The organism is Brevundimonas sp. FV1ye4L (assembly GCF_058681255.1).
Window position 1 is genome coordinate 1684391 of sequence record NZ_CM178734.1, and the last position, 22250, is coordinate 1706640.

Genomic DNA, 22250 nt, shown 5'->3' on the forward strand with positions numbered 1-22250 from the left:
AGGCGGCGTAACGGAGTTCCCATGATGCAGCGCAGATCCTTCCTGGCCCTTGGCGGCGCCTCGATCCTGGCCTTTGGAGCGACGGGCGTTCGCGCCCAGACCACGCCGACCCATGCCCGCGCCAGCTCGCCCGGCGGCGTCCTGACGGTCGAGGCCTTCACCGACAACGACGGCCGGCCGATGTACGCCGTCCTGCGTCAGGGCCGGATGGTCGTCGCCCCGTCGAAGCTGGGCTTCCTGCTGACCGACGCCCCGGCGTTGGAACGCGGCCTGGCGATCACCGCCGGCCAGCCCGTGACGGTGGACGAGACCTGGGAACAGCCGTGGGGCGAGCGCCGCTTCATCCACAACCACTACAACGAATGGCGGGTCAGCTACGCCGAGACCGCCGGCCTGCAACGCCGCGTGGACGTGGTGTTCCGCCTGTATGACGACGGCCTGGGCTTCCGCTACGAGTTCCCGGACCAGGCCGCGCTGAAGACGGTCCGCATCGGTTCGGAGATCACCGAGTTCAACCTGGCCGAGGACGGCGAGGCGATCTGGTGCCCGGCCTGGGAATGGAACCGCGAGGAATACCTCTACAGCCGCACGCCGATCAGCGCGGTCGGCAGCGCCCAGACACCGATGACCGTCAAGGGCCAGTCGGGGCTGCACGTCTCGATCCACGAAGCCGCCTGCATCGACTACGCCGGGATGAACCTGCGCCGGTCGGAGGAGACGAAGTTCCGCGCCCAGCTGACGCCGGGCCTGACCAGCGCCGCCGTGGTGCGCGAGGCGCCGTTCCATACGCCTTGGCGGACGCTGCAGGTGTCGGACACAGCGGCCGGCCTGATCGAGTCGAGCCTGATCCTGAACCTGAACGAACCCAACAAGCTGGGCGACGTGTCGTGGTTCAAGCCGATGAAGTACGTCGGCGTCTGGTGGGAGATGCACCTGGAGCTGAAGAGCTGGAACTCCGGCCCCAAACACGGGGCGACGACCGAGAACACGATCAAGCACATCGACTTCGCGGCCAAGCACGGCTTCGGCGGGGTTCTGGTCGAAGGCTGGAACAAGGGCTGGGACGGCCAATGGTTCGCCAATGGTTCGGACTTCAGCTTCACCGAAGCCTATCCGGACTTCGATCTGGAACGGGTCACGACCTATGCCGCCTCCAAGGGCGTTCAGCTGATCGGCCACCACGAGACCGGCGGCAACGCCTTCCATTACGAGCAGCAGCTCGAAGCGGCGATGGAGTTGTACGGCCGCATGGGCGTCCGTTCGGTCAAGACCGGCTATGTGGCGGACGCGCAAGGCGCCCGTGTCGCCGGACCGGACGGCCAGATGGTCATGGCCTGGCACGAGAGCCAGGCGATGGCCCAGCACCACATGAAGGTCGTCGAGGCGGGCGCGCGTCACAAGGTGGCGATCAACGCCCACGAACCGTTCAAGGACACCGGCCTGCGCCGCACCTATCCGAACATCATCAGCCGCGAAGGCCAGCGGGGCATGGAGTATTCGGCCTGGGGCAACCCCGGCAATCCGCCCGAGCATGAGCCGAACCTGGTCTTCACCCGCCTGCTGGCCGGACCGATGGACTATACCCCCGGCATCTTCGGCATGGAGACGCGCAGTCCCGGCGGGGTGCAGACGACCTGGGCCAAGCAGCTGGCCCTCTATGTCGTCATCTACAGCCCCATCCAGATGGCGGCCGACCTGCTGGTCAACTACGAGGCCAATCCGGCGCCCTTCCAGTTCATCAAGGACGTGCCCTGCGACTGGGCCGAGACCCGCGTGCTGGCGGCCGAGATCGGCGACTATGTCGCCATCGCGCGCAAGGATCGGGCGTCGGACGTCTGGGCCTTGGGCGCCGTCACCGACGAGCATCCGCGTGTTCTGACCGCGCCCCTCGACTTCCTGGATGACGGGCGCCGCTATCGCGCCGAGATCTACCGGGATGGACCGGACGCCGACTATCGCGGCAAGCGCGAGGACATCGTCATCGAGCAGCGCGAGGTGACGTCGGCGGACGTTCTGACCCTGGCGCTCGCGCCCGGCGGCGGCCAGGCGATCCGGTTTGTGCCGCTGGGACGGAGCCGTCGTCGATGAGCGGCCCTCAACCCTCAAACCCGTCATCCTCGGGCTTGACCCGAGGACCGGATGATCAGCCGCTCATGCGAAGGGGCGATGCACAGCCCGACCGGCGCCCGGTCCTCGGGTCAAGCCCGAGGATGACGGATTGGGGGAGCGCCACATGACCCTGGTCGCCCACCGCCCGCGCCTGTCCGGCCTGGCGATCTGGAACATGTGCGTCGGCTTCTTCGGCATCCAGATCGGCTTCGGCCTGCAGAACGCCAATACCAGCCGCATCTTCCAGACCCTGGGCGCCGAGGTCGACAGCCTGGCCATCCTGTGGATCGCCGCGCCGCTGACCGGCCTCCTGGTTCAGCCGATCATCGGCCATTTCAGCGACCGGACCTGGACCCGGTTCGGGCGTCGGCGTCCCTATTTCCTGGTCGGCGCCATCGCCACCACCCTGGCCCTGATCGCCATGCCCAACAGCCCCGGCCTGTGGTTTGCCGCGGCCATGCTTTGGATCATGGACGCCTCGATCAATATCACCATGGAGCCGTTCCGCGCCTTCGTCGGCGACAATCTGCCAGAAGAACAACGCACCGCCGGCTATGCGATGCAGAGCTTCTTCATCGGGGCGGGCGCGGTGTTCGCCTCGGTCCTGCCGTGGCTGCTGTCCAACGTGTTCGGCGTGGTCTCGACGGCCGAGGCGGGCGTCGTGCCCCTGTCGGTCAAGATCGCCTTCTATGTCGGCGCCGCCGGCCTGTTCTCGGCCGTGCTGTGGACCGTGCTGAGCACCAGGGAATACAGCCCCGAACAGATCGCCGCCTTCGAGCGCGCCAAACAGGAAGCGCTGGGGGCGCCCGCCGAGGACGGCCCCGAGGCGCCGGCGCGCAGCGTTCAGGGCTGGATGACGTCGGGCCTGGTTTGCGCCGTCCTGGGCGGGCTGGGTTTCGTGCTGATCGGCGCGCTGGACCTGGAGAAGGAGCTGCTGGTTCTGGCCGGCTTCTTCGCCGGTTTTGGGCTGTTGCAGATCGCGGTCGGCATGATGCAACGCCGCCAGATCGTCAACGCGGCGACCGAAATCCTGAACGACATCTTCCGCATGCCCGAGACGATGCGCGGTCTCGCGGTCGTCCAGTTCTTCAGCTGGTTCGCCCTGTTCGCCATGTGGATCTACACCACCGCCGCCGTCACCCGTGTCCATTACGGGACCAGCGACACCACCTCGGCCGCCTATGCCGCCGGGGCCGACTGGGTCGGGGTTCTGTTCGGGGTCTATAACGGCGTGGCGGCCCTGGCGGCCTTCACCCTGCCGGTCCTGGCCAAGCGCATCGGCCGCAAGGCGACCCACGCCCTGATGCTGCTGCTGGGCGCGGCGGGCTTGTTCGGGGTCTTCGTCATCCGCGATCCGGGCCTGCTTTGGCTGCCAATGATCGGCGTCGGCTTCGCCTGGGCCTCGATCGTCTCCATGCCCTACGCCATCCTGTCGGCGGCGGTGCCGGATCGGAAGATGGGCGTCTATATGGGCGTCTTCAACATCTTCATCGTCGTGCCGCAACTGTTGGCCGCCACCGTCCTGGGCCTGATCCTGAAGACCCTGTTCGACGGCCAGGCCATCTGGGCCTTGGTGCTCGGCGCCGTCTCCTTCGTGCTGGCGGCGGCGAGCGCCCTGCTGGTGCGCGAACATTCCCCCTCCCCCACGCCCAACCCGTGAGGCTTCTCCATGCGTAAGTTCAAAACCCTTTGCCTGGCCGGCGCCGCCGGTCTCGCCGTCGCCTCGGCCGCGTCCGCACAGTCGGTCGCGCCAGGTTCCGTCGCCCCGGGCGCGCCGGGCGATCTGCCGACCTGGTCCAGCGCCGCCAAGACCGGCGCCGGCGCATCCTATGAAGCCTATGTCGACGGCCAGTATCGCGACGGCGGTCCGACCGGGGCGGTGTCCAAGGTCTGGTTCTCCATCGCCGACGGGGTCCTGACCGAGACTATGTACGGCCTGATCCACGAGGCCCAGATCAAGGCGCTGCGCTTCGCCGTCGTCACGCCGGATGGTCTGGCGCTGGAAGGCGACGACACCACGGCCAAGACCGAATACCTGCACGTGGACACCCAGGGACGCCCGCTGTCCCCCGCCTACAAGGTCACGACCCGCGACAAGGCCGGCCGGTTCGAGATCGAGAAACGGATTTTCACCGACCCGGACCGCAACGCCCTTGTGCTGCGCGTTCGGATCACGGCCCTCAGCGGAGAGGCCACGCCCTATCTTCTGCTGGAGCCGCACATCGCCAATACCGGCGTCGATGACCACGGCGCGGTGACAACCCAGGGCTTCCACGCGTGGGAGGGTGACACGCATCTGGTGCTGAAGCCCAGCGAGGCCTTCACTGCGGCCAGCGTCGGCTTCGTCGGTGCGTCGGACGGGCTGACTGATCTGAAGGACGGCAGGCTGGACTGGACCTATGCTTCGACCGGCGAGACGGCGGGCAATACGATGATGACCGGGGCCCTGCCGCGCCTGCGCATGGGCCAGAGCGTTCAGCGCGACTTCGTTATCGGCTTCGGCGACAGCGAGGCGGCGGCCCAGGCGGCGGCGGACGGCGCCTTCGCGACCGGACTGGACGAGGTGCTGGCCCGCTTCAACGGCGAGGGCGAGCGCGCGGGTTGGGAGGACTATGTCGCCTCGCTGAGCGAGCTGCCGCGCATCGCCGAACAGTCCACCGACAGCGGCAAGCTGGCCTATGCCTCGGCCCTGATGCTGAAGGTGCAAGAGGACCGCACCCACGCCGGCGCCCTGATCGCGTCGTTGTCGAACCCCTGGGGCGACACGGTGGACGCGTCGAAATCCTCGACCGGCTACAAGGCGGTCTGGCCGCGCGACTTCTATCAGGTGGCCATGGCCCTGGCGGCCCTGGGCGACAGGGAGACGCCACTGGCGGCCTTCAACTATCTGCCGCAGGTGCAGGTCGGCCCGAACACGCCCGGCAATACGGGCGTCGGCGGCTGGTTCCTGCAGAAGACCCATGTCGATGGCGAACTGGAGTGGGTCGCGGTCCAGCTGGATCAGACGGCCATGCCGATCATGCTGGGCTACCGGCTGTGGAAGATGGGCTGGCTGTCAGACGCCCAGATGACCGAGCACTACAACGCCATGCTGAAGCCGGCCGCCGACTTCCTGGTCGATGGCGGCAAGGTCGGGCTGTTGTGGAACGACGCGGAGATCAAGCCGCCCTTCACCCAGCAGGAACGCTGGGAGGAGCAGCAGGGCTATTCGCCGTCCAGCACCGCCGCCGTGGTCGCCGGCCTGACGGTCGCCGCCGAGATGGCCCGCGCCTCGGGCGATGCGGCGGGCGCGACCCGCTACCAGACCGCCGCCGACGGGTATGCGTCCAAGATCGAAGAGCGGATGTTCACCACCAACGGCGACTTCGGCGACGGCGGCTACTACATCCGCATCAGCCAGAACGAGAACCCGAACGACAAGGCCCCGATCGGCGCCGCCAACGGCCAGATCGCCCCGGCCGAGGATCGGGTGGTGGACGGCGGCTTCCTGGAGCTGGTCCGCTACGGCGTGCGCAAGGCGGACGATCCTCACATCCTGTCCACCCTGCCGGTCTATGATGATCAGAGCCTGGAAGACCTTTACCGCGTCCGCTACGACTTCGGGCCCGAGGGCGACAAGACCCCGGGTTGGCGACGTTATGGCGTGGACGGCTATGGCGAGGATCATCTAACGGGCGCCAACTATGGCGTCGGCGGCGAAATGAGCCCCGGTCAGCGCGGCCGGGTCTGGCCCTTCTTCACTGGGGAACGCGGCCATTATGAACTGGCCCGCGTCAGCGTGAACGGGACGCCGTCCGCCGCTGACATCGCCGCCATCCGCCAGACCTATGTGCGCGGCATGGAGCGGTTCGCCAACGACGGCCTGATGCTGGCCGAACAGGTCTGGGACGGGGTCGGCGATCCCACGGCCCACGACTACGCCCTGGGCCAGAACACGGATTCGGCCACGCCCCTGGCCTGGACCCATGCCGAATATCTGAAGCTGTTGCGATCTTTGGCCGACGGCAAGGTGTGGGACCGGTACGACCCTGTCGCAGCCCGCTACGCCCGCTGATACGGAGAAGGCCCCGGAGATTGCTCTCCGGGGCCTCTTTCTTAGAGTGGTGATGGCTGGGATCAGAAGACCAGCTTGACCGAACCGACCACTCGGTCCTCGGCGCCGGGCACGCCGTCCACGTCGGTGTCGTGGTAGCGCACATCGAGAGCCAGGTTGTCGGTCAGGGCGTAGGCGACCCCGGCGTTCCAGGTCACATAGTCATCGGTGACGTCCAGCCACTGCTGGCCCACGGCGCCCGAGATCGTCCACTTGTCAGCGGGGCTGAAGGCGCCGTTGATTTCCGCATAGGTGGCGGCTTCGTCCGCACCGAAGAAGTCGGGCGAGTAGTAGACGGCGGCGCCGACCGTGGCGGGCCCTACAGCACGCGAAGCCGCCGCCTTGAACTCGGCGTAGTTATAGTCCGCGCCATCGGGTTCACCGGGGTACAAATAGCCGATCACCCCGAAGTCGAGGGCGAAGCCGGCCGCTTCGGTGCGATAGCCCCCGTAGATGTCGATCTCAGCATCGGTGGCGTCGCCGAAATCGACGTTCGAAGCCCAGGCCCCGGCATAGAAGCTGCCGGACGTGATATCGACGCCGCCCTGGATGGCGGGATCTTCGCTCGTCTGGCTGAAGCCGCGGAACACGTAGTCGGTCACGATGCCGGCGTTGAAGGCGACGTCGACGCTTTGCGCCGAGGCGGGCGCGGCCAGACCGATCAGGCCGGCGGCGAGAGCGGCCGCAGCGGCGGCGGAACGGAAGAATCCAGATTTCATAGTTATATCCCCTTGATTATATTTGTTTCTGTAGCGCCGAGGCTCACTCGGCAGGCGGGACGCGGCCGGCGGAGCCGCGTCCCGATTCCGTCAGTGATCCAGGCTCTCGCCGTGCAGCGAGGTATCCAGACCGGCGGCTTCTTCCGCCTCGCTCACGCGCAGGCCCGTGGTGAACTTGCAGATGATGAGGATGACGAAGGTGCCGACTGCGCTGTAGGCGATGGTCCAGGCCAGGCCGAGGGCCTGGGAGCCGACATTGGCGCCTTCCGACAGGCTGTTGATCGCGGTGGTCGCGAACACGCCGGTCAGCAGGGCGCCGATCAGACCGCCGGCGCCGTGGATGCCGAAGGCGTCCAGGGAGTCGTCGTAGCGCAGCAGTTTCTTGATCCAGACCGACGAGATGTAGCAGACCGGTCCGGCGATCAGGCCGATGATGACGGCGCCCTTGGGATCGACGAAGCCGGCCGCCGGGGTGATGGCCACCAGGCCGGCGACCACGCCCGAGAGCATTCCGATCAGCGAAACCTTCTTCTTTTCGATCAGTTCGATGATCTTCCAGGTCAGGGCGGCGGCGGCGGCGGCGAGGACGGTGTTCAGCAGAGCGACAGCCATCAGGTCGTTGGCGGCGCCCGCCGAACCGGCGTTGAAGCCGATCCAGCCGACCAGCAGCAGCGAGGCGCCGATCATGGTCAGAACCGGGTTGTGCGCGACGATGGGTTCAGCGCCATAGCCTTTGCGACGGCCCAGGAAGATGGCGCAGACCAGACCGGCCACGCCCGAGTTGACGTGGACGACCGCACCGCCGGCAAAGTCCAGCACGCCGGCCGAACCGAGGAAGCCGCCGCCCCACACCCAGTGACAGATGGGCGAGTAGATCAGCAGCGACCACAGGGCCGTGAACAGCAACAGACCCGAGTATTTCATCCGCTCGGCGAAGGCGCCGGTGACCAGGGCCGGGGTGATGATGGCGAAGGTCATCTGGAAGGCGATGAACAGATATTCGGGAATACCCGTCAGCAGACTGTTGGCCGTGCCCAGGGTGACGCCGTTCAGGAACAGCATCTCGATGCTGCCGACATAGGGCTGAAGCATCGGGTCCGGATTGGCGCCGAAGGCGATGCTGTAGCCGGCGATGAACCAGACCAGCGACACGACGGCGAAGACGCCGACCGACTGGGTGATGGTGGCGATGACGTTCTTGCGGCGCACCATGCCGCCGTAGAACAGCGCCAGGCCCGGCAGGGTCATCAGCAGGACCAGGGCGGTCGAAGTGCCCAGCCAAGCCGTGCCCGCAGCGTCCAGCTCGAGCGCCGACTGATGCGCCAGAAGCGCAGGGCCCGCCTCGGGCGTTTGGGCGAACGCCCCGCCCGCGTAAAACAGCCCGATGGTCAGAAGCAGGAGCGCGGCGGCTCCCGGAAGTCGATTCCAGACACGCGACATGAGCAAAAATCCCCCTTAGCAATCTCGCAGATGCGAAGGTTTTACTGCAATCGCGTTCGACGCAAGAGGCTTGACCGTAAACGGTGCAACTTTCTTGCAACGGTCATTAAGAAAAAGTGAAGCCCCGCATGATCCGTGCGTCACGCGGGGCTCTTTGTATTAATTCGTGTTCCGACAAACGGTGTTTGCGGCACGAAATTCGGACTGCGATCTGGTCAAGCCCAGTGCATTTGCACCCGATGCGCCGCCGCCCAGTGGATGGCCCGGATGGCGTCGATGACCGCCTCGGTCGCGGCGCGCGTGCCCAAGGCTCCGCCCAGATCGGCGGTAACGGCGCCGGCGGCGAGGACGGCCGCCACGGCGGCCTCGATCGAGTCGGCCTCATCCTCCAGCTTCAGGCTGTGACGCAGCAGCAGGGCCGCCGACAGGATGGTTCCGACCGGATTGGCCAGATCCTGTCCGGCGATGTCCGGCGCCGAGCCGTGGATCGGCTCGAACAGGCCCGGCCCTTCGGTCCCCAGCGAGGCCGACGGCAACAGGCCGATCGAACCGCCCAGCACCGAGATCTCGTCCGACAGGATGTCGCCGAACATGTTCTCGGTCAGGATGACGTCATATTCGCGCGGCTTGCGGATCAGGTGCATGGCCATGGAATCGACCAGGGCGTGTTCCAGCGCGATCTCGGGGAATTCCTCGGCGTGGATGCGGGTCACGACCTCACGCCACAGGCGGCTGGTCTCCATGACATTGGCCTTGTCGACCGAGGTCACCTTGCCGCGCCGCTGGCGGGCGGTCTGGAAGGCGGCGCGGGTGACGCGCTCGATCTCCGGCACCGTGTATTCGCACAGGTCGGTGGCGCGGTCGGCGGTGCGGGTCTTCTCGCCAAAATAGACGCCGCCTGTCAGTTCGCGGAAGACGATCAGATCGACGCCCTCGACGATCTCCTTCTTCAGCGGCGAACGGTGCGCCAGCACCGGCGAGACCTGCAACGGCCGCAGATTGGCGAACAGGCCCATGGCCTTGCGGATGGCCAGCAGGCCCTCTTCGGGCCGACGCTTGCCGCCGTCCCACTTGGGCCCGCCGACCGCGCCCAGCAGAACCGCGTCGGCGGCGACGCAGGCGGCGCGCGTCGCCTCAGGCAGGGGCTCGCCCGTCTCGTCTATTGCGGCGCCGCCGATCAGATGTTCGGAGAAGTTGAAACTGTGGCCGTAGAAGTCGCCGATGACCGCCAGGACGTCGCGCGCGGCGCGCGTCACCTCCGGCCCGACGCCGTCGCCGGGCAGCAGAACGATATTATAGGTCTTGGGGGCGGTATGGGGCATCAGACGGTCTCTCTCGAACGCTCATAGGCTTCGATCTCAGGCAGGTTTGATTGTAGCCAGCCCAGGGTGTCCACCCCGTTCAGCAGGCATTCGCGCGCGAAGGATTCAACCGTAAACGACACGGGCTGAGCATTGCCGCGCCGGATCTGGTTGGCTTGAAGGTCGATCGTGACCGGTTGGTCCGGTTGCGACGCCAGATCGTCCCACACGCCCTGGCTGACGACGATGGGCAGCAGGCCGTTTTTCAACGCGTTAGATGTAAAAATGTCAGCGATCTCAGTCGAGATCACCGCCCGAAACCCATAGTCGTACAGGGCCCAGGGGGCGTGTTCGCGCGACGAGCCGCAGGCGAAATTCTTGCCCGCCAGCAGGATGCGATGCTCGGCCGGATCGATGCGGTTCAGGATGGCCTCGGGCTTCTCCGATCCGTCCGTCTCATAGCGCCAGTCATAAAAGGCCGCCTTGCCCAGCCCCTCGCGCGAGGTCGTGGTCAGAAAGCGCGCGGGGATGATCTGGTCCGTGTCGATATTGGCCTGACTCAAGGTCACGGTCTTGGAGGTCAAAACCTGAAAGGGCTCAGACATGCTCAACCTCATTCAGATAGACGCGCGGATCGGTCAGCACCCCGGCCACCGCCGTCGCCGCCGCCGTCGCGGGACTGGCCAGGATGGTGCGGGCGTCCTTGCCCTGGCGGCCTTCGAAATTGCGGTTGGAGGTCGAGACGGCCAGCTGACCCGGCGCGACGAAATCACCGTTCATGGCGATACACATCGAACAGCCGGGAATGCGCCATTCGGCGCCGGCGGCGATAAAGACCTCGTGCAGGCCTTCGGCCTCGGCGTCGCGACGCACGGCCTCCGAACCGGGAACCACCAGCATGCGCAGGCCCGGCTTGACCTTGCGGCCGCGCAGCACCTCGGCGGCGGCGCGCAAGTCGGGCAGACGGCCGTTGGTGCACGAGCCGATGAAGACCACGTCCACCGGCTGGCTGGTCGTCGCCTCGCCGGCGGTGAAGCCCATATAGGCGATGGCCTTGCGGTCGGAGTCCGACTGGGGTTGCGGCACGGGCGTGCCGATCGGCGCGCCCGCGTCGGGAGTCGTGCCCCAGGTCGCCATCGGACGGATGGCGGCGCCGTCGATGGCCACTTCCTTGTCGAAGACTGCGCCCGGATCGCTGGACAGTTTCAGCCATTCGGCCGTCGCCGCCGGATAGTCGGCGGGGACGTGTTTCCGGCCGCGCAGCCAGTCGATGGTGGTCTGGTCCGGGGCGATCATGCCCGCCCGCGCGCCGGCCTCGATGGACATGTTGCACAGGGTCATCCGCCCTTCCATGTCCAGCGACCGCACCGCCTCGCCGGCGTATTCGATGACATAGCCGGTGCCGCCGCCGAAGCCGATGGCGGCGATCACGGCCAAGGCGACATCCTTGCCCGAGACGCCGGGCTGCAGACGCCCGTCCACCGTCACCCGCATAGCCTTGGCCTTGCGCTGCAACAGGCACTGGGTCGCCAGCACATGGCCGACTTCCGAGGTGCCGATGCCGAAGGCCAGGGCCCCGAAGGCGCCGTGGGTGGCGGTGTGGCTGTCGCCGCAGACCACAGTCATGCCCGGCTGAGTCAGGCCCAGTTCCGGTCCCATAACGTGGACCACGCCCCGGTCGTCGGAGTCCCAGCCCGCCAGGGGCACCCCATGCGCGGCGCAGTTCTTCTCCAGCCGATGCACCTGAGCCTCGGCCTGGGCCGTGACATAGGGCTTCAGCCCGTTCAGCCCCGCCGGCAGGGTCGGGGTCGAATGGTCCAGGGTGGCGTAGGTGCGGTCGGGGCGGCGCACCTTCAGGCCACGCGCCTCGATCTCGCTGAAGGCCTGCGGGCTGGTGACTTCGTGGACCAGGTGCAGGTCGATATACAGAACCCCAGGCGTGTCAGCGGTCTCGGACCGCACGACGTGGGCGTCCCAGACCTTGTCGAACAGGGTTTTGGGATCAGGCATACTGGGCCACCGTCACGCCGTCGACACGGTCGATGATGGCGATCAGTTCGGCGTCGCTGATCTCGCCGATCTGGTCGGCGCGCTGCTTGAAGCCGGCGACCACCGCAACCAGCCGCTCGCCCTCGATGGGACGGCCGATGGTCTCGGCGCGCTTGGCGATGGCGTGGCGGCCCGAATGCTTGCCCAGAACGAACCAGCTGCCTTCGAAGCCCACGTCCTGGGGCCGCATGATCTCATAGGTGCGGCTGTCGGCCAGCATGCCGTGCTGATGGATGCCGGCCTCGTGAGCGAAGGCGTTGATTCCGACCACCGACTTGTTGCGAGCGATGACCGTCTCGGTGATCTCGCACAGGATCTTGGAGGCGCGAACCAGATGGCGGCTGTCGGCGCCGGTCGTGACGCCGTAACGGTCCTCGCGGACCTTCAGGGCCATGATGACCTCTTCGATCGAGGCGTTGCCGGCGCGCTCGCCGATGCCGTTGATCGCGCCTTCGACCTGACGCGCACCGCCCTCGATGGCGGCCAGGGAGTTGGCGACCGCCATGCCCAGGTCGTCGTGGCAGTGGGCCGAGAAGATCACGTGCGGGTGGCGCTTGTGGATCCGCGCGGCCAGGGCGCGATACGTCTCGCGCACCTCTTCCGGGGTCGCGTAACCGACGGTGTCGGGCACGTTCAGGGTCCGGGCGCCGGCGTCGGCGGCGGCCTCCAGCACATCGGCCAGGAATTCGGGCTCGGTGCGGAAGGCGTCCTCCGCCGAGAACTCGACGTCATCGAACAGGCTGGCGGCGTATTCGACCGAGCGGACGGCCGTCGACAGCACCTCGTTGGTCGACATCTTCAGCTTGGCGGTGCGGTGGATCGGGCTGGTGCCGATGAAGGTGTGGCAGCGGCGATGCGACTTGGGCGCCGGCTGCAGGGCGCGGAAGGTGGCGTCGATGTCCTTTTCGTTGGCGCGCGACAGCGAGCAGAAGATCGGCCCTTCGACCTCCCCGGCCACGCGGCGGATACAGTCCTCGTCGCCCGGCGAGGCTGCGGCGAAGCCGGCCTCGATAACGTCGACGCCCAGGTCCTTCAGGACCTGGGCCATCTTCACCTTGGCTTGGGCGCTCATGGAGAAGCCGGGCGCCTGCTCCCCGTCCCGCATCGTCGTGTCGAAGATGATGACGCGGTTGGGGTCGGCGGCGATCTCCTCAGTTCGGGATACGCCGGATACTCGTACTTTTTCGGCGGTCATTACGCGGCCTCGGATTGAATAATGTCGTTGCCGATGCGGCGCACGCCGAACAGGCGGTCGATCTGGCGGCCCAGATTCTCCATGCACCGGCCGGCGTCGCGGCCGCGCACGGTCAGGGCGATGCGGCGGAAGGCTCCCTCGTCGGCCATGTTCATGCCGTCGATGTGGAAGCCCCGGCGCTCCACAAGGCCGATGAGACGCTGAAGCGAACCGTCTGCACGGTCGATCTGGATGTGGATCGTGTTGCTCATCTCAGGAGCCCTCCATCATTTCGGCGTTGCTCTTGCCCGGCGGAACCAGCGGCCAGACATTGTCTCGGGAATCGATGACCACATGGGCCAGGCAGGGGCCTTCGGCGGCCAGCAGGCGCTGGATGCCGTCGGACACCTGATCACGGCGATCGATACGGAAGGCCTCGATGCCAAAGGCCTCGGCCACCTTCACGAAGTCCGGATTGTCGGACAGGTCGATCTCGGAATAGTTCTCGGCGAAGAACAGCTCCTGCCACTGGCGCACTAGGCCCAGCGAGGAGTTGTCGATCAGCACGATCTTCAGCGGGATGCCGTAACGCTTCAGCGTCGCCAGCTCCTGGATGTTCATCATGAAGCCGCCGTCGCCGGCGATGGTGACGACGGTCGCCGACGGATCGGCCAGCTTGGCGCCGATGCCGGCGGGCAGGCCGAAGCCCATGGCGCCCAGGCCGCCCGAGGTGATGTGGGCTTCGGGCCGCGAGAAGCGGCAGTGCATGGCCGCCCACATCTGATGCTGGCCCACGTCGCAGGCGGCGACGAAATCATCGCCGGCCGCTTCGGACACTTCCTTCAGCAGGGCCGGGGCATAGACGCCCTCGCCCGGCGCGTCATAGCGATAGGCGCCGACGGCGGCCGCCTGGGCGCATTCGACGGCCCACGGCTGAATGTCCAGGGCCGGGCCGCCGGCCAGGCGCGCCGTCAGGGTCTCGATCCCGTCCTTCAGCTCGCCGACGACGGCGACATTGGCCGCCCGCAGCTTGCCGACTTCCGAGGCGTCGATGTCGAAATGGACGATGCGGGCGTTGGGCGCGAACTCGGCCAGCTTGCCCGTCGCGCGGTCGTCGAACCGGGCGCCGACGACGATCAACAGATCGCTGTCCTGGACCGCATGATTTGCGGCGCGAGCGCCGTGCATGCCCAACATGCCCAGCATGCCGGGCGCATCGGTCGGGATGGTGCCCAGGGCGTTCAGGGTCGAGACCTGGGGGATGCCGGTGGCCGCGACGAAGGCGCGCAGGGCCTCGGTCGCACGGCCGATCTTCACCCCGCCGCCGATATAGACCAGCGGCTTCTTGGCGGCGCGAATCGCGGCTTCAGCGGCGGCGATGGCGTCGTGATCGATGCGCGGCGTCTCGTTGGGAATGTGGAAGCCGTAGTCGTCGCTGGTCGTGGCGAACTGCACGTCCTTGGGCAGATCGACCAGGACCGGACCGGGGCGGCCCGAGGCGGCGATATGGAAGGCCTCCTCAATGGCGGCCGGAACCTCGGCCGCGTCGCGGACCAGGATCGAGTGTTTCACGATCGGCAGGGTGACGCCCAGGATGTCGATCTCCTGGAAGGCGTCGGTGCCCATCAGGCCCTGGGCGACATTGCCGGTGATGCAGACCATCGGCACCGAATCCATCATCGCATTGGCGATGCCGGTGATCAGATTGGTGGCGCCGGGGCCGGAGGTGGCCATGCAGACCCCGACCTTGCCGCTCTTGCGGGCATAGGCGTCGGCGGCGAAAGCCGCGCCCTGCTCGTGGCGAACCAGGATGTGCTTCAGCTTCGATCCGGCCAGGGCGTCATAGACCGGCATGATGGCGCCGCCCGGATAACCGAACACCACCTCCACGCCCAGCCGCTCCAGGGTGGAGACCAGCAGGCGCGCCCCCGATTGCGGGGCGGCCTCGGCTGAGGATTTGAAGGCGGCGGCGGTCATCAGGGTCATCCGGTCTTTACGCTTGGGCTCAGGCCGCTTCGGACTTGGGCGTGTTCAGCCAGGCCATCCGCTCGCGCAGACGGGCGCCGACCTGTTCGATCTGGCTTTCGCGGTCCGCCTTCAGCCAGGCCTCGTACTGCGGCTTGCCAGCCTCGTTCTCGGCGATCCAGTTGCGCGCGAAGGTTCCGTCCTGGATCTCGTCCAGGATGGTCTTCATGCGGGCCTTGGTCTCTTCGTTGACGACGCGCGGGCCGCTGGCGACGGCGCCGTACTTGGCCGTCTCAGAGATGAAGTGGTGCATCTTCGAGATGCCGCCTTCGTAGAACAGGTCCACGATCAGCTTCAGCTCGTGCAGGCATTCGAAATAGGCGATCTCGGGCTGGTAGCCTGCCTCGACCAGGGTGTTGAACCCTTGCATGACCAGCTCCTTGGCGCCGCCGCACAGGACGGCCTGTTCGCCGAACAGATCGGTCTCGGTCTCTTCGCGGAAGGTGGTTTCCAGCAGGCCGCCGGTCGCGCCGCCATTGCCCTTGGCGTAGCCCATGGCCCGGTCGCGGGCCTTGCCGGTGACATCCTTTTCGATGGCGAACAGCGAAGGGACGCCGCGACCGCGCTGGAACTCGCGACGGACCAGATCGCCCGGTCCCTTGGGCGCGACTAGGATCACGTCCATGTCGGGACGCGGGGTGATGCGCTCGTAGATGATCGAGAAGCCGTGGGCGAACAGCAGGGCCGAGCCTTCCTTGGCGTTCGGCTCGATGATGTCGCGATAGACGTCGCCCTGGACCATGTCGGGGGTCAGGATGGCGATGATGTCGGCGCCCTTGACGGCCTCGGCCGGTTCGGCGGTCGGGACGCCGTCGGCGGTGGCGTGTTTCCAGCCCGTGCCGCCGTGGCGGACGCCGGCGACCACGTCATGGCCGCTGTCCTTCAGGTTCTGCGCATGGGCCCGGCCTTGCGAGCCATAGCCGATGATGGCGATGCGCTGGCCGGCGATGGCGCCCGGCTTGATGTCTTCGTTGGTGTAGATGGTGATGGCCATGAGAATTCAGGCGTCCTGAGCAGCAGTGGATTTGTGAGACGCCTGACCAAAATCGGGGATCTGGGCCGGCGGCGGGTTGGGAATGGTGACCGCGCCCTGGGCCGCCGAGGCGACCGAGGCGCGGTATTTGGCGAAGACACCTCGCGCCGGGCGGACTACGTGGGGCGTAAAGCCCGCCCGGCGCGTCGCCAGATCGACATTGACGTCGATGCGGCGGTTGGTGACGTCGATGGTGATGCGGTCACCATCGCGAATGAGAGCGATCGGGCCGCCGACGGCGGCTTCCGGCGAGACGTGGCCGGCGACGAAGCCGTAGCTGGCGCCCGAGAAACGGCCGTCGGTCAGCAGGGCGACATTGTCGATCTTGCGGCCCTTCAGGGCGGCCGTGACCTGCAGCATCTCGCGCATGCCGGGGCCGCCTTTAGGCCCTTCGTAGCGGATGATGATGACGTCGCCTTCGCCGACCGAGCCATCCTGAACGGCGTGGAAGGCGTCTTCCTCGCTGTCGAAGACGCAGGCCGGGCCTTCGAACTTATCGACCTTGTGGCCGGTCAGCTTGATGACCGCGCCTTCCGGGGCGACGTCGCCATAGATGACGGCGAAGCTGCCACGGTCCATCACGGGTGCGTCGAAGGTCGTCACCACCACCTGGCCGGGGGTTTCCTCGGCCTCGGCCGCCTCGGCGAACAGGCTGCGGCCGCTGACGGTCGGGGTGTTCACGATCTTGCCGGCCTCGGCCATGCGCTGCGTGACCAGCCGGGTGCCGCCGGCGGCGAACAGGTGCGAGGCCAGGAAGCGGCCGCCCGGCTTCAGGTCGCAGATGACCGGCGCCTCGACACAGGCCTGGTGGCAGTCCTCGACCCCGAAATCGACGCCGGCCTCGGCCGCGATGGCGGTCAGGTGCATGACGGCGTTGGTCGATCCGCCCGAGGCCGAGACGGCCACGGCGGCGTTCTTCAGGCTGGCGCGGGTGATGTATTTGCGGGCCGTGTCGCCGGCGAAGACCCGCTCGACGATCAGTCGGCCGCAGCGCTCGCCCTCGGCGGCCTTGCCGGGATCGACCGCCGGCACGTCATTGGCGCCCATGGGCGAGATGCCCATGACCGACAGGGCCATAGCCATTGTGTTGGCCGTGAACTGGCCGCCGCAGGCCCCGGCGCCGGGGCAGACGGCTTGCTCGACCGCCTTCAGACCGGCGTCGTCCAACGCGCCGGCCGAATGGGCGCCGATGGCCTCGAACACCTCCTGGACCGAGACCTCCTTCGCCCCGATCACGCCAGGCATGATCGTGCCGCCGTAGTAGACCAGGCCTGGGATATCCATCCGGGCCAAAGCCATGGCCGCCGCCGGGATCGTCTTGTCGCAGCCGACGATGCAGACCACACCGTCCAGCTGGTGGCCCTCGATGGCCAGTTCGATGGAGTCGGCGACGACCTCGCGGCTGATCAGCGAGGCCTTCATGCCCGCCGTGCCCATCGAGATGCCGTCGGTGACGACGATGGTGTTGAAATCGACCGGATAGCCGCCCGCTGCGACGATGCCGGCGCGCACATCCTTGGCCAAGCGGTCCAGGTGCATGTTGCACGGCGTGACCGTCGACCAGGTGTTGACGATGCCGATCATCGGCTTGTCGAAGTCGGCGTCCTGCATGCCGGCGGCGCGCAGATACGAGCGGGCTGCGGCCCGGTTCGGGCCGGCCGTCACCGCCGCGCTGCGCGCGTTGGGCTTTCTGGGCTGTGAGGTAGAATCTTGCGTCATCGGTCCGGTTCTTTTTGAACCGCCAAGCACGAAAAACCCCGCTTCCTTTCGGGAGCGGGGTGGTGCGAGGCGATCCTGAGTGTGTCTAGGTCAGGTCGCGTGCATCCACGCCGCTTGCGTAAGCAGGCCGAGGAGTACGAGGAGAATGAGGAATACAGGGGCCTCTAGGCCGTTCGGCGCGCGAACGGCCACTACCGCCTGAGCGGTGCGTCCCTTCATCATGTCGCGCGTCATCGTGGCCACGGGGGCTCCTTGTTCTGACGCCAAGAAACCATACCGGCCGGAGTCGCACAACCCCTGTCGCAAAAATTTTGCTCAATGCATGCCAAACCGCCTCCGCAGAGGTGTTTCTTGCCTGGCGCTCTCCAAACTCACCCGAACCGCAACGCTTGCTCACGCCAAGTTAGGCTTAAGGCGCGGCGGCGGGGTTGAAACCGGGCCGCGACAGTTCCATTGAGACGCCCAACAACATAATCGTTCAGAGGAGCCTCCCCATGACCGTTCGCGTCGCCATCAATGGTTTCGGCCGCATCGGCCGTCTCGTCCTTCGCTCGATCATCGAGCACGGCCGCACGGACATCGAAGTGGTGGCGATCAACGATCTGGGCCCGGTGGAGACCAACGCCCACCTGTTCCGCTATGACTCGGTGCACGGCCGCTTCCCTGGCACGGTGACCTCGGGCGAAGACTGGATCGACGTCGGCACGGGCAAGATCAAGGTCACGGCCGAGCGCGATCCGGCCAACCTGCCGCATGCCGAACTGAAGGTGGACATCGCCTTCGAGTGCACCGGCATCTTCACCGCCAAGGACAAGGCCAGCGCCCACCTAAAGGCCGGCGCCAAGCGCGTCCTAGTCTCGGCTCCCGCCGAGGGCGCGGACAAGACCATCGTCTATAAGGTCAACCACGAGACCCTGACGGCCGACGACATCGTGGTGTCGAACGGCTCGTGCACCACAAACGCCTTGGCCCCCGTCGCCAAGGTGCTGAACGACCTGTTTGGCATCGAGCGCGGCTATATGACCACCATCCACTCCTACACCGGCGACCAGCCGACGCTGGATACGATGCACAAGGATCTGTACCGCGCCCGCGCCGCCGCCCTGTCGATGATCCCGACCTCGACCGGCGCCGCCAAGGCCCTGGGTCTGGTCCTGCCGGAACTGAAGGGCAAGCTGGACGGCTCGTCGATCCGCGTCCCGACCCCGAACGTCTCGGTCGTGGACCTGAAGGTCGTCTCCGGCCGCGACACCTCGGCGGACGAGATCAACGCCGCGCTTCAGGCCGCCGCCGACGGTCCGATGAAGGGCGTCCTGTTCACGACGACCGATCCGCTGGTCTCCAGCGACCTGAACCACATCGCCGCTTCGTCCACCGCCGCCCTGCCCCAGACCCAGGTCGTCGACGGCAAGCTGGCCCGCGTGCTCAGCTGGTACGACAACGAATGGGGCTTCGCAACCCGCATGGCCGACACGGCCCTGGTGATGGCGAAGTTCCTTTAAGAACTTGAAATGAGAGCGGTGCTGACAATCCTGGTTCTTTTGTCAGCGCCGTTCGCTCTCATCGCGGTGATTACGCTGGCGGGCTCCTTCGAGGGCCTGCTGGTAACCTCGGCGAGATGGAAACTGCGCGATCTGGGCCTTCCCCTTTCTTACTTTCTCGTGTGGGCGCCGATCGCGGCATTCACGACGTATCTCTGGCTCTCCTGGACCGATCCGCGTCCTACGAGAGGGATAGTCCGAAACCTCCAAAACGCCGCGACTATCGCGTCGCTGCTGATCCTTGGGCTAACCTTTTTGGCCGCACTCGCCTTCACCTACATCGCGCTCAGCTGGGGCGCAGCCTAGCTGGATTTAAATCATGACCTTCCGCACCCTCGACGATGCCAAGGACCTCGCCGGCAAGACCGCCCTGGTCCGCGTGGACTTCAACGTCCCGATGGAGGGCGGCAAGGTCACGGACGACACCCGGCTGCGGGTCGCACTGCCGACGATCCAGCGTCTGCGCGACGCCGGCGCCAAGGTCGCGCTGCTGGCCCACTTCGACCGTCCCAAGGGCCAGCGCGTCCCGTCGATGAGCCTGAAGCCGGTGGTCCTGCCCCTGGAGGAACTGCTCGGCGCCCCGGTCCGCTTCGCCGACGACTGCATCGGCCCGGACGCCGTGGACGCCATCCGCGACCTGGACGCCGGCGGCGTGGTCCTGCTGGAGAACGTGCGCTTCCACGCGGCGGAAGAAGCCAATGATCCGGTCTTCGCCCAGAAACTGGCGGACCTGGGCGACATCTATGTCAACGACGCCTTCTCGGCCGCCCACCGCGCCCATGCCTCGACCGAAGGGATCGCGCACCACCTGCCCGCCTATGCCGGCGAGTCCATGCGCCGCGAGCTGGACGCCCTGGACGCCGCCCTGGGCAATCCGCAAAAGCCGCTCATCGGCATCGTCGGCGGCGCCAAGGTCTCCACCAAGCTGGACCTGCTGAAGAACCTGGTCGGCAAGCTGGACCGGCTTGCCATCGGCGGCGGCATGGCCAACACCTTCCTGTTCGCCCAGGGCATCGACATCGGCGGTTCGCTGGCCGAACGCGACATGGCCGACACGGCCCGCGAAATCATGGCCGAGGCCGAGGCGCGGGGTTGTGCACTGCTGCTGCCGGTCGATTTCGTGGTGGCGACGGAGGTCAAGCCGGGCGCCGCGTCACGCCCCGTCGTCGCCGGCGGCGCCCTGTCGGCCGACGACAAAATTCTGGACGCCGGTCCGGCCACGGTCGCCCGCCTGCTGGAGGCCCTGACGGCGTCCAAGACCCTGATCTGGAATGGCCCTATGGGCGTGTTCGAGGTTCCGCCCTTCGACGCCGCCACCGTGGCCGTCGCCCGCCATGCGGCGGCTCTGGCCAAGGCCGGAGTGCTGGTCGCCGTCGGCGGCGGCGGCGACACGGTCTCGGCCCTGAACCACGCGGGCGTCTCGGACGACATGACCTTCGTCTCCACCGCCGGCGGCGCCTTCCTGGAATGGATGGAGGGCAAGCCCCTGCCCGGCGTCGAGGCCCTCAGGGTTTAACCGTCGGCGCCCGTGCCACGCCGTACTGTCCGGGATAGGGATTGTCGCACGCCCCAGAAGCGGCTTGCGGATCCCTACAGGCCGGCACATCGCAGCGTGAGGATTGTCGGCACGCGCCCTCCAGGACACTTGCCATAGACCCCGCCCAATCGATTTTTGGCGGCGTCGCACACGCGCTCAGCCCTGCCGATAGAGCGAGCATCAAAAACGTACGCATCGTTCGATTCCAACGTGTAAACCACGCCGACGATCTCACGCATCGGTTGTTCGCACAACCGCACCGATGGTGATCCACGGGATTTGCACACGCGGAGGCGCAGCGGAATCGCGCCCCCGACTTCGTAATATCCCAGGAAGGTGGTTGTTACACGGCGTGACTTTGTTGCGCCGCAACGCTAGTCTCCCGCCCAATCATAAAAGACTTTCGGCTCAGGAGATTTCATCATGGCGCGCATCACGCTGCGACAGCTGCTCGACCACGCGGCGGAGAACGACTACGCCCTGCCCGCCTACAACATCAACAATATGGAGCAGGGTCTGGCGATCATGGAGGCGGCCCACGAGGTCAACGCCCCGGTCATCATCCAGGCCTCGCGCGGCGCCCGCAACTACGCCAACGACATCGTCCTGGCCAAGCTGATCGACGCCCTGGCTGAACTCTATCCCGATATCCCGGTCTGCATGCACCAGGACCACGGCAACGGCCCGGCCACCTGCGCCACCGCCATCCAGTACGGCTTCACCTCGGTGATGATGGACGGCTCGCTGGAGGAGGACGCCAAGACGCCCGCCTCCTACGAATACAATGTCGAGGTCACCCGCCGCGTCACCGAAATGGCCCACGCCTGCGGCGTCTCGGTCGAGGGAGAGCTGGGCGTGCTGGGATCGCTGGAGACTGGCATGGGCGAGGCGGAAGACGGCCACGGCTTCGAGGGCAAGCTCGATCATTCGCAACTGCTGACCGACCCGGATCAGGCCGTCGACTTCGTCGCCGCGACCAAGGTCGACGCCCTGGCCATCGCCATGGGCACCAGCCACGGCGCCTACAAGTTCAGCAAGAAGCCGGACGGCGACATCCTGGCCATGAATGTGATCGAGGACATCCACCGCCGCCTGCCCAACACCCACCTGGTGATGCACGGCAGCTCGTCGGTGCCGCAGGACCTGCAGGACATCATCAACCAGTACGGCGGCGAAATGCCCCAGACCTGGGGCGTGCCGGTCGAAGAAATCCAGCGCGGCATCAAGCACGGCGTGCGCAAGGTCAATATCGACACCGACAACCGTATGGCCATCACCGGCGCCATCCGTAAGGCGCTGATGGAAAACCCGCGGGAGTTCGATCCGCGCGCCTATCTGAAGCCCGCCAAGGCCGCGATGAAGAAGCTCTGCCTGGAGCGGTATCAGCAGTTCGGCTGCGAAGGTCAGGCGTCGCGCATCCGCCCCCTGTCCACCGCCCAGATGGCTCACCGCTACGCCTCGGGCGACCTTGACCCGTCCTTCCGCGGCGCCGCCGTCAAAGCCGCCTGAT

17 protein-coding genes are annotated in these 22250 nt (G+C 66.8%); 7 read left to right on the forward strand and 10 right to left on the reverse strand.

Annotated features, from left to right (window positions below; translation table 11 throughout):
- The first annotated feature begins 21 nt into the window (after positions 1 to 21).
- From ACW17X_RS08150 to ACW17X_RS08160, 3 genes are all read left to right on the forward strand, one after another.
- Positions 22 to 2088 (forward strand): glycoside hydrolase family 97 protein, encoded by a 2067-nt coding sequence (locus tag ACW17X_RS08150; protein WP_492096685.1) that lies wholly within the window; start codon positions 22 to 24, stop codon positions 2086 to 2088.
- Between the two features lie 145 nt (positions 2089 to 2233).
- Positions 2234 to 3769 carry an MFS transporter gene (locus tag ACW17X_RS08155; protein WP_492096686.1) on the forward strand — a complete coding sequence of 512 codons (1536 nt, stop codon included), beginning with the start codon at positions 2234 to 2236 and terminating at the stop codon, positions 3767 to 3769.
- 9 nt (positions 3770 to 3778) lie between these two features.
- Positions 3779 to 6163, forward strand: coding sequence for a glucan 1,4-alpha-glucosidase (locus ACW17X_RS08160; protein ID WP_492096687.1), 2385 nt, complete (start codon positions 3779 to 3781; stop codon positions 6161 to 6163).
- A gap of 62 nt (positions 6164 to 6225) precedes the next feature.
- Here the strand turns inward: ACW17X_RS08160 and ACW17X_RS08165 are convergent, their stop codons facing one another.
- From ACW17X_RS08165 to ilvD, 10 genes are all read right to left on the reverse strand, one after another.
- A complete protein-coding gene (locus ACW17X_RS08165) occupies positions 6226 to 6921 on the reverse strand; it encodes a TorF family putative porin (protein WP_492096688.1) in 696 nt (231 codons plus the stop codon).
- Between the two features lie 90 nt (positions 6922 to 7011).
- Positions 7012 to 8361 carry an ammonium transporter gene (locus ACW17X_RS08170; RefSeq protein ID WP_492096689.1) on the reverse strand — a complete coding sequence of 450 codons (1350 nt, stop codon included), beginning with the start codon at positions 8359 to 8361 and terminating at the stop codon, positions 7012 to 7014.
- Positions 8362 to 8576: 215 nt separating this feature from the next.
- A complete protein-coding gene (gene leuB, locus ACW17X_RS08175) occupies positions 8577 to 9683 on the reverse strand; it encodes a 3-isopropylmalate dehydrogenase (protein ID WP_492096690.1) in 1107 nt (368 codons plus the stop codon).
- Positions 9683 to 10267, reverse strand: a complete 585-nt coding sequence (gene leuD, locus ACW17X_RS08180) for a 3-isopropylmalate dehydratase small subunit (RefSeq protein WP_492096691.1) — start codon at positions 10265 to 10267, stop codon at positions 9683 to 9685. Before leuD ends, leuB begins: the two co-directional genes overlap by 1 nt.
- A complete protein-coding gene (gene leuC / locus ACW17X_RS08185; protein ID WP_492096692.1) occupies positions 10260 to 11672 on the reverse strand; it encodes a 3-isopropylmalate dehydratase large subunit in 1413 nt (470 codons plus the stop codon). Before leuC ends, leuD begins: the two co-directional genes overlap by 8 nt.
- On the reverse strand, positions 11665 to 12906 hold the full coding sequence (locus ACW17X_RS08190) for a 2-isopropylmalate synthase (protein WP_492096693.1): 1242 nt from the start codon (positions 12904 to 12906) through the stop codon (positions 11665 to 11667). Before ACW17X_RS08190 ends, leuC begins: the two co-directional genes overlap by 8 nt.
- Positions 12906 to 13157: an ACT domain-containing protein gene (locus ACW17X_RS08195; protein ID WP_492096694.1), complete on the reverse strand. Its 252-nt coding sequence runs from the start codon at positions 13155 to 13157 to the stop codon at positions 12906 to 12908. The genes ACW17X_RS08190 and ACW17X_RS08195 overlap by 1 nt, the downstream gene beginning before the upstream one ends.
- 1 nt (position 13158) lies before the next feature.
- Complete coding sequence (ilvG, locus tag ACW17X_RS08200) at positions 13159 to 14871, reverse strand: acetolactate synthase 2 catalytic subunit (RefSeq protein WP_492096695.1); 1713 nt, start codon at positions 14869 to 14871, stop codon at positions 13159 to 13161.
- 19 nt (positions 14872 to 14890) lie between these two features.
- Positions 14891 to 15904, reverse strand: a complete 1014-nt coding sequence (gene ilvC, locus ACW17X_RS08205) for a ketol-acid reductoisomerase (protein ID WP_008260071.1) — start codon at positions 15902 to 15904, stop codon at positions 14891 to 14893.
- A gap of 6 nt (positions 15905 to 15910) precedes the next feature.
- Positions 15911 to 17662, reverse strand: coding sequence for a dihydroxy-acid dehydratase (gene ilvD / locus ACW17X_RS08210; RefSeq protein ID WP_492096696.1), 1752 nt, complete (start codon positions 17660 to 17662; stop codon positions 15911 to 15913).
- Between the two features lie 494 nt (positions 17663 to 18156).
- Here ilvD and gap point away from each other — a divergent pair, with 494 nt between their 5' ends.
- From gap to fba, 4 genes are all read left to right on the forward strand, one after another.
- Complete coding sequence (gene gap, locus ACW17X_RS08215) at positions 18157 to 19164, forward strand: type I glyceraldehyde-3-phosphate dehydrogenase (protein WP_492026330.1); 1008 nt, start codon at positions 18157 to 18159, stop codon at positions 19162 to 19164.
- A 9-nt stretch (positions 19165 to 19173) separates the two neighbouring features.
- Positions 19174 to 19509 (forward strand): hypothetical protein, encoded by a 336-nt coding sequence (locus ACW17X_RS08220; protein WP_492096697.1) that lies wholly within the window; start codon positions 19174 to 19176, stop codon positions 19507 to 19509.
- Positions 19510 to 19522: 13 nt separating this feature from the next.
- Positions 19523 to 20719: a phosphoglycerate kinase gene (locus ACW17X_RS08225; RefSeq protein ID WP_492096698.1), complete on the forward strand. Its 1197-nt coding sequence runs from the start codon at positions 19523 to 19525 to the stop codon at positions 20717 to 20719.
- Between the two features lie 444 nt (positions 20720 to 21163).
- Entirely contained in the window at positions 21164 to 22249 is a 1086-nt protein-coding gene (fba, locus tag ACW17X_RS08230) for a class II fructose-bisphosphate aldolase (RefSeq protein WP_492096699.1), read from the forward strand.
- The last annotated feature ends 1 nt before the right edge of the window (position 22250 follow it).

Excerpts from the sequence above, each read along its gene's own strand:
- ACW17X_RS08150 (WP_492096685.1), top strand. The coding sequence starts at position 22 with ATGATGCAGCGCAGATCCTTCCTGGCCCTTGGCGGCGCCTCGATCCTG.
- ACW17X_RS08155 (WP_492096686.1), top strand. The coding sequence starts at position 2,234 with ATGACCCTGGTCGCCCACCGCCCGCGCCTGTCCGGCCTGGCGATCTGG.
- ACW17X_RS08160 (WP_492096687.1), top strand. The coding sequence starts at position 3,779 with ATGCGTAAGTTCAAAACCCTTTGCCTGGCCGGCGCCGCCGGTCTCGCC.
- ACW17X_RS08165 (WP_492096688.1), bottom strand. The coding sequence starts at position 6,921 with ATGAAATCTGGATTCTTCCGTTCCGCCGCCGCTGCGGCCGCTCTCGCC.
- ACW17X_RS08170 (WP_492096689.1), bottom strand. The coding sequence starts at position 8,361 with ATGTCGCGTGTCTGGAATCGACTTCCGGGAGCCGCCGCGCTCCTGCTT.
- leuB (WP_492096690.1), bottom strand. The coding sequence starts at position 9,683 with ATGCCCCATACCGCCCCCAAGACCTATAATATCGTTCTGCTGCCCGGC.
- leuD (WP_492096691.1), bottom strand. The coding sequence starts at position 10,267 with ATGTCTGAGCCCTTTCAGGTTTTGACCTCCAAGACCGTGACCTTGAGT.
- leuC (WP_492096692.1), bottom strand. The coding sequence starts at position 11,672 with ATGCCTGATCCCAAAACCCTGTTCGACAAGGTCTGGGACGCCCACGTC.
- ACW17X_RS08190 (WP_492096693.1), bottom strand. The coding sequence starts at position 12,906 with ATGACCGCCGAAAAAGTACGAGTATCCGGCGTATCCCGAACTGAGGAG.
- ACW17X_RS08195 (WP_492096694.1), bottom strand. The coding sequence starts at position 13,157 with ATGAGCAACACGATCCACATCCAGATCGACCGTGCAGACGGTTCGCTT.
- ilvG (WP_492096695.1), bottom strand. The coding sequence starts at position 14,871 with ATGACCCTGATGACCGCCGCCGCCTTCAAATCCTCAGCCGAGGCCGCC.
- ilvC (WP_008260071.1), bottom strand. The coding sequence starts at position 15,904 with ATGGCCATCACCATCTACACCAACGAAGACATCAAGCCGGGCGCCATC.
- ilvD (WP_492096696.1), bottom strand. The coding sequence starts at position 17,662 with ATGACGCAAGATTCTACCTCACAGCCCAGAAAGCCCAACGCGCGCAGC.
- gap (WP_492026330.1), top strand. The coding sequence starts at position 18,157 with ATGACCGTTCGCGTCGCCATCAATGGTTTCGGCCGCATCGGCCGTCTC.
- ACW17X_RS08220 (WP_492096697.1), top strand. The coding sequence starts at position 19,174 with ATGAGAGCGGTGCTGACAATCCTGGTTCTTTTGTCAGCGCCGTTCGCT.
- ACW17X_RS08225 (WP_492096698.1), top strand. The coding sequence starts at position 19,523 with ATGACCTTCCGCACCCTCGACGATGCCAAGGACCTCGCCGGCAAGACC.
- fba (WP_492096699.1), top strand. The coding sequence starts at position 21,164 with ATGGCGCGCATCACGCTGCGACAGCTGCTCGACCACGCGGCGGAGAAC.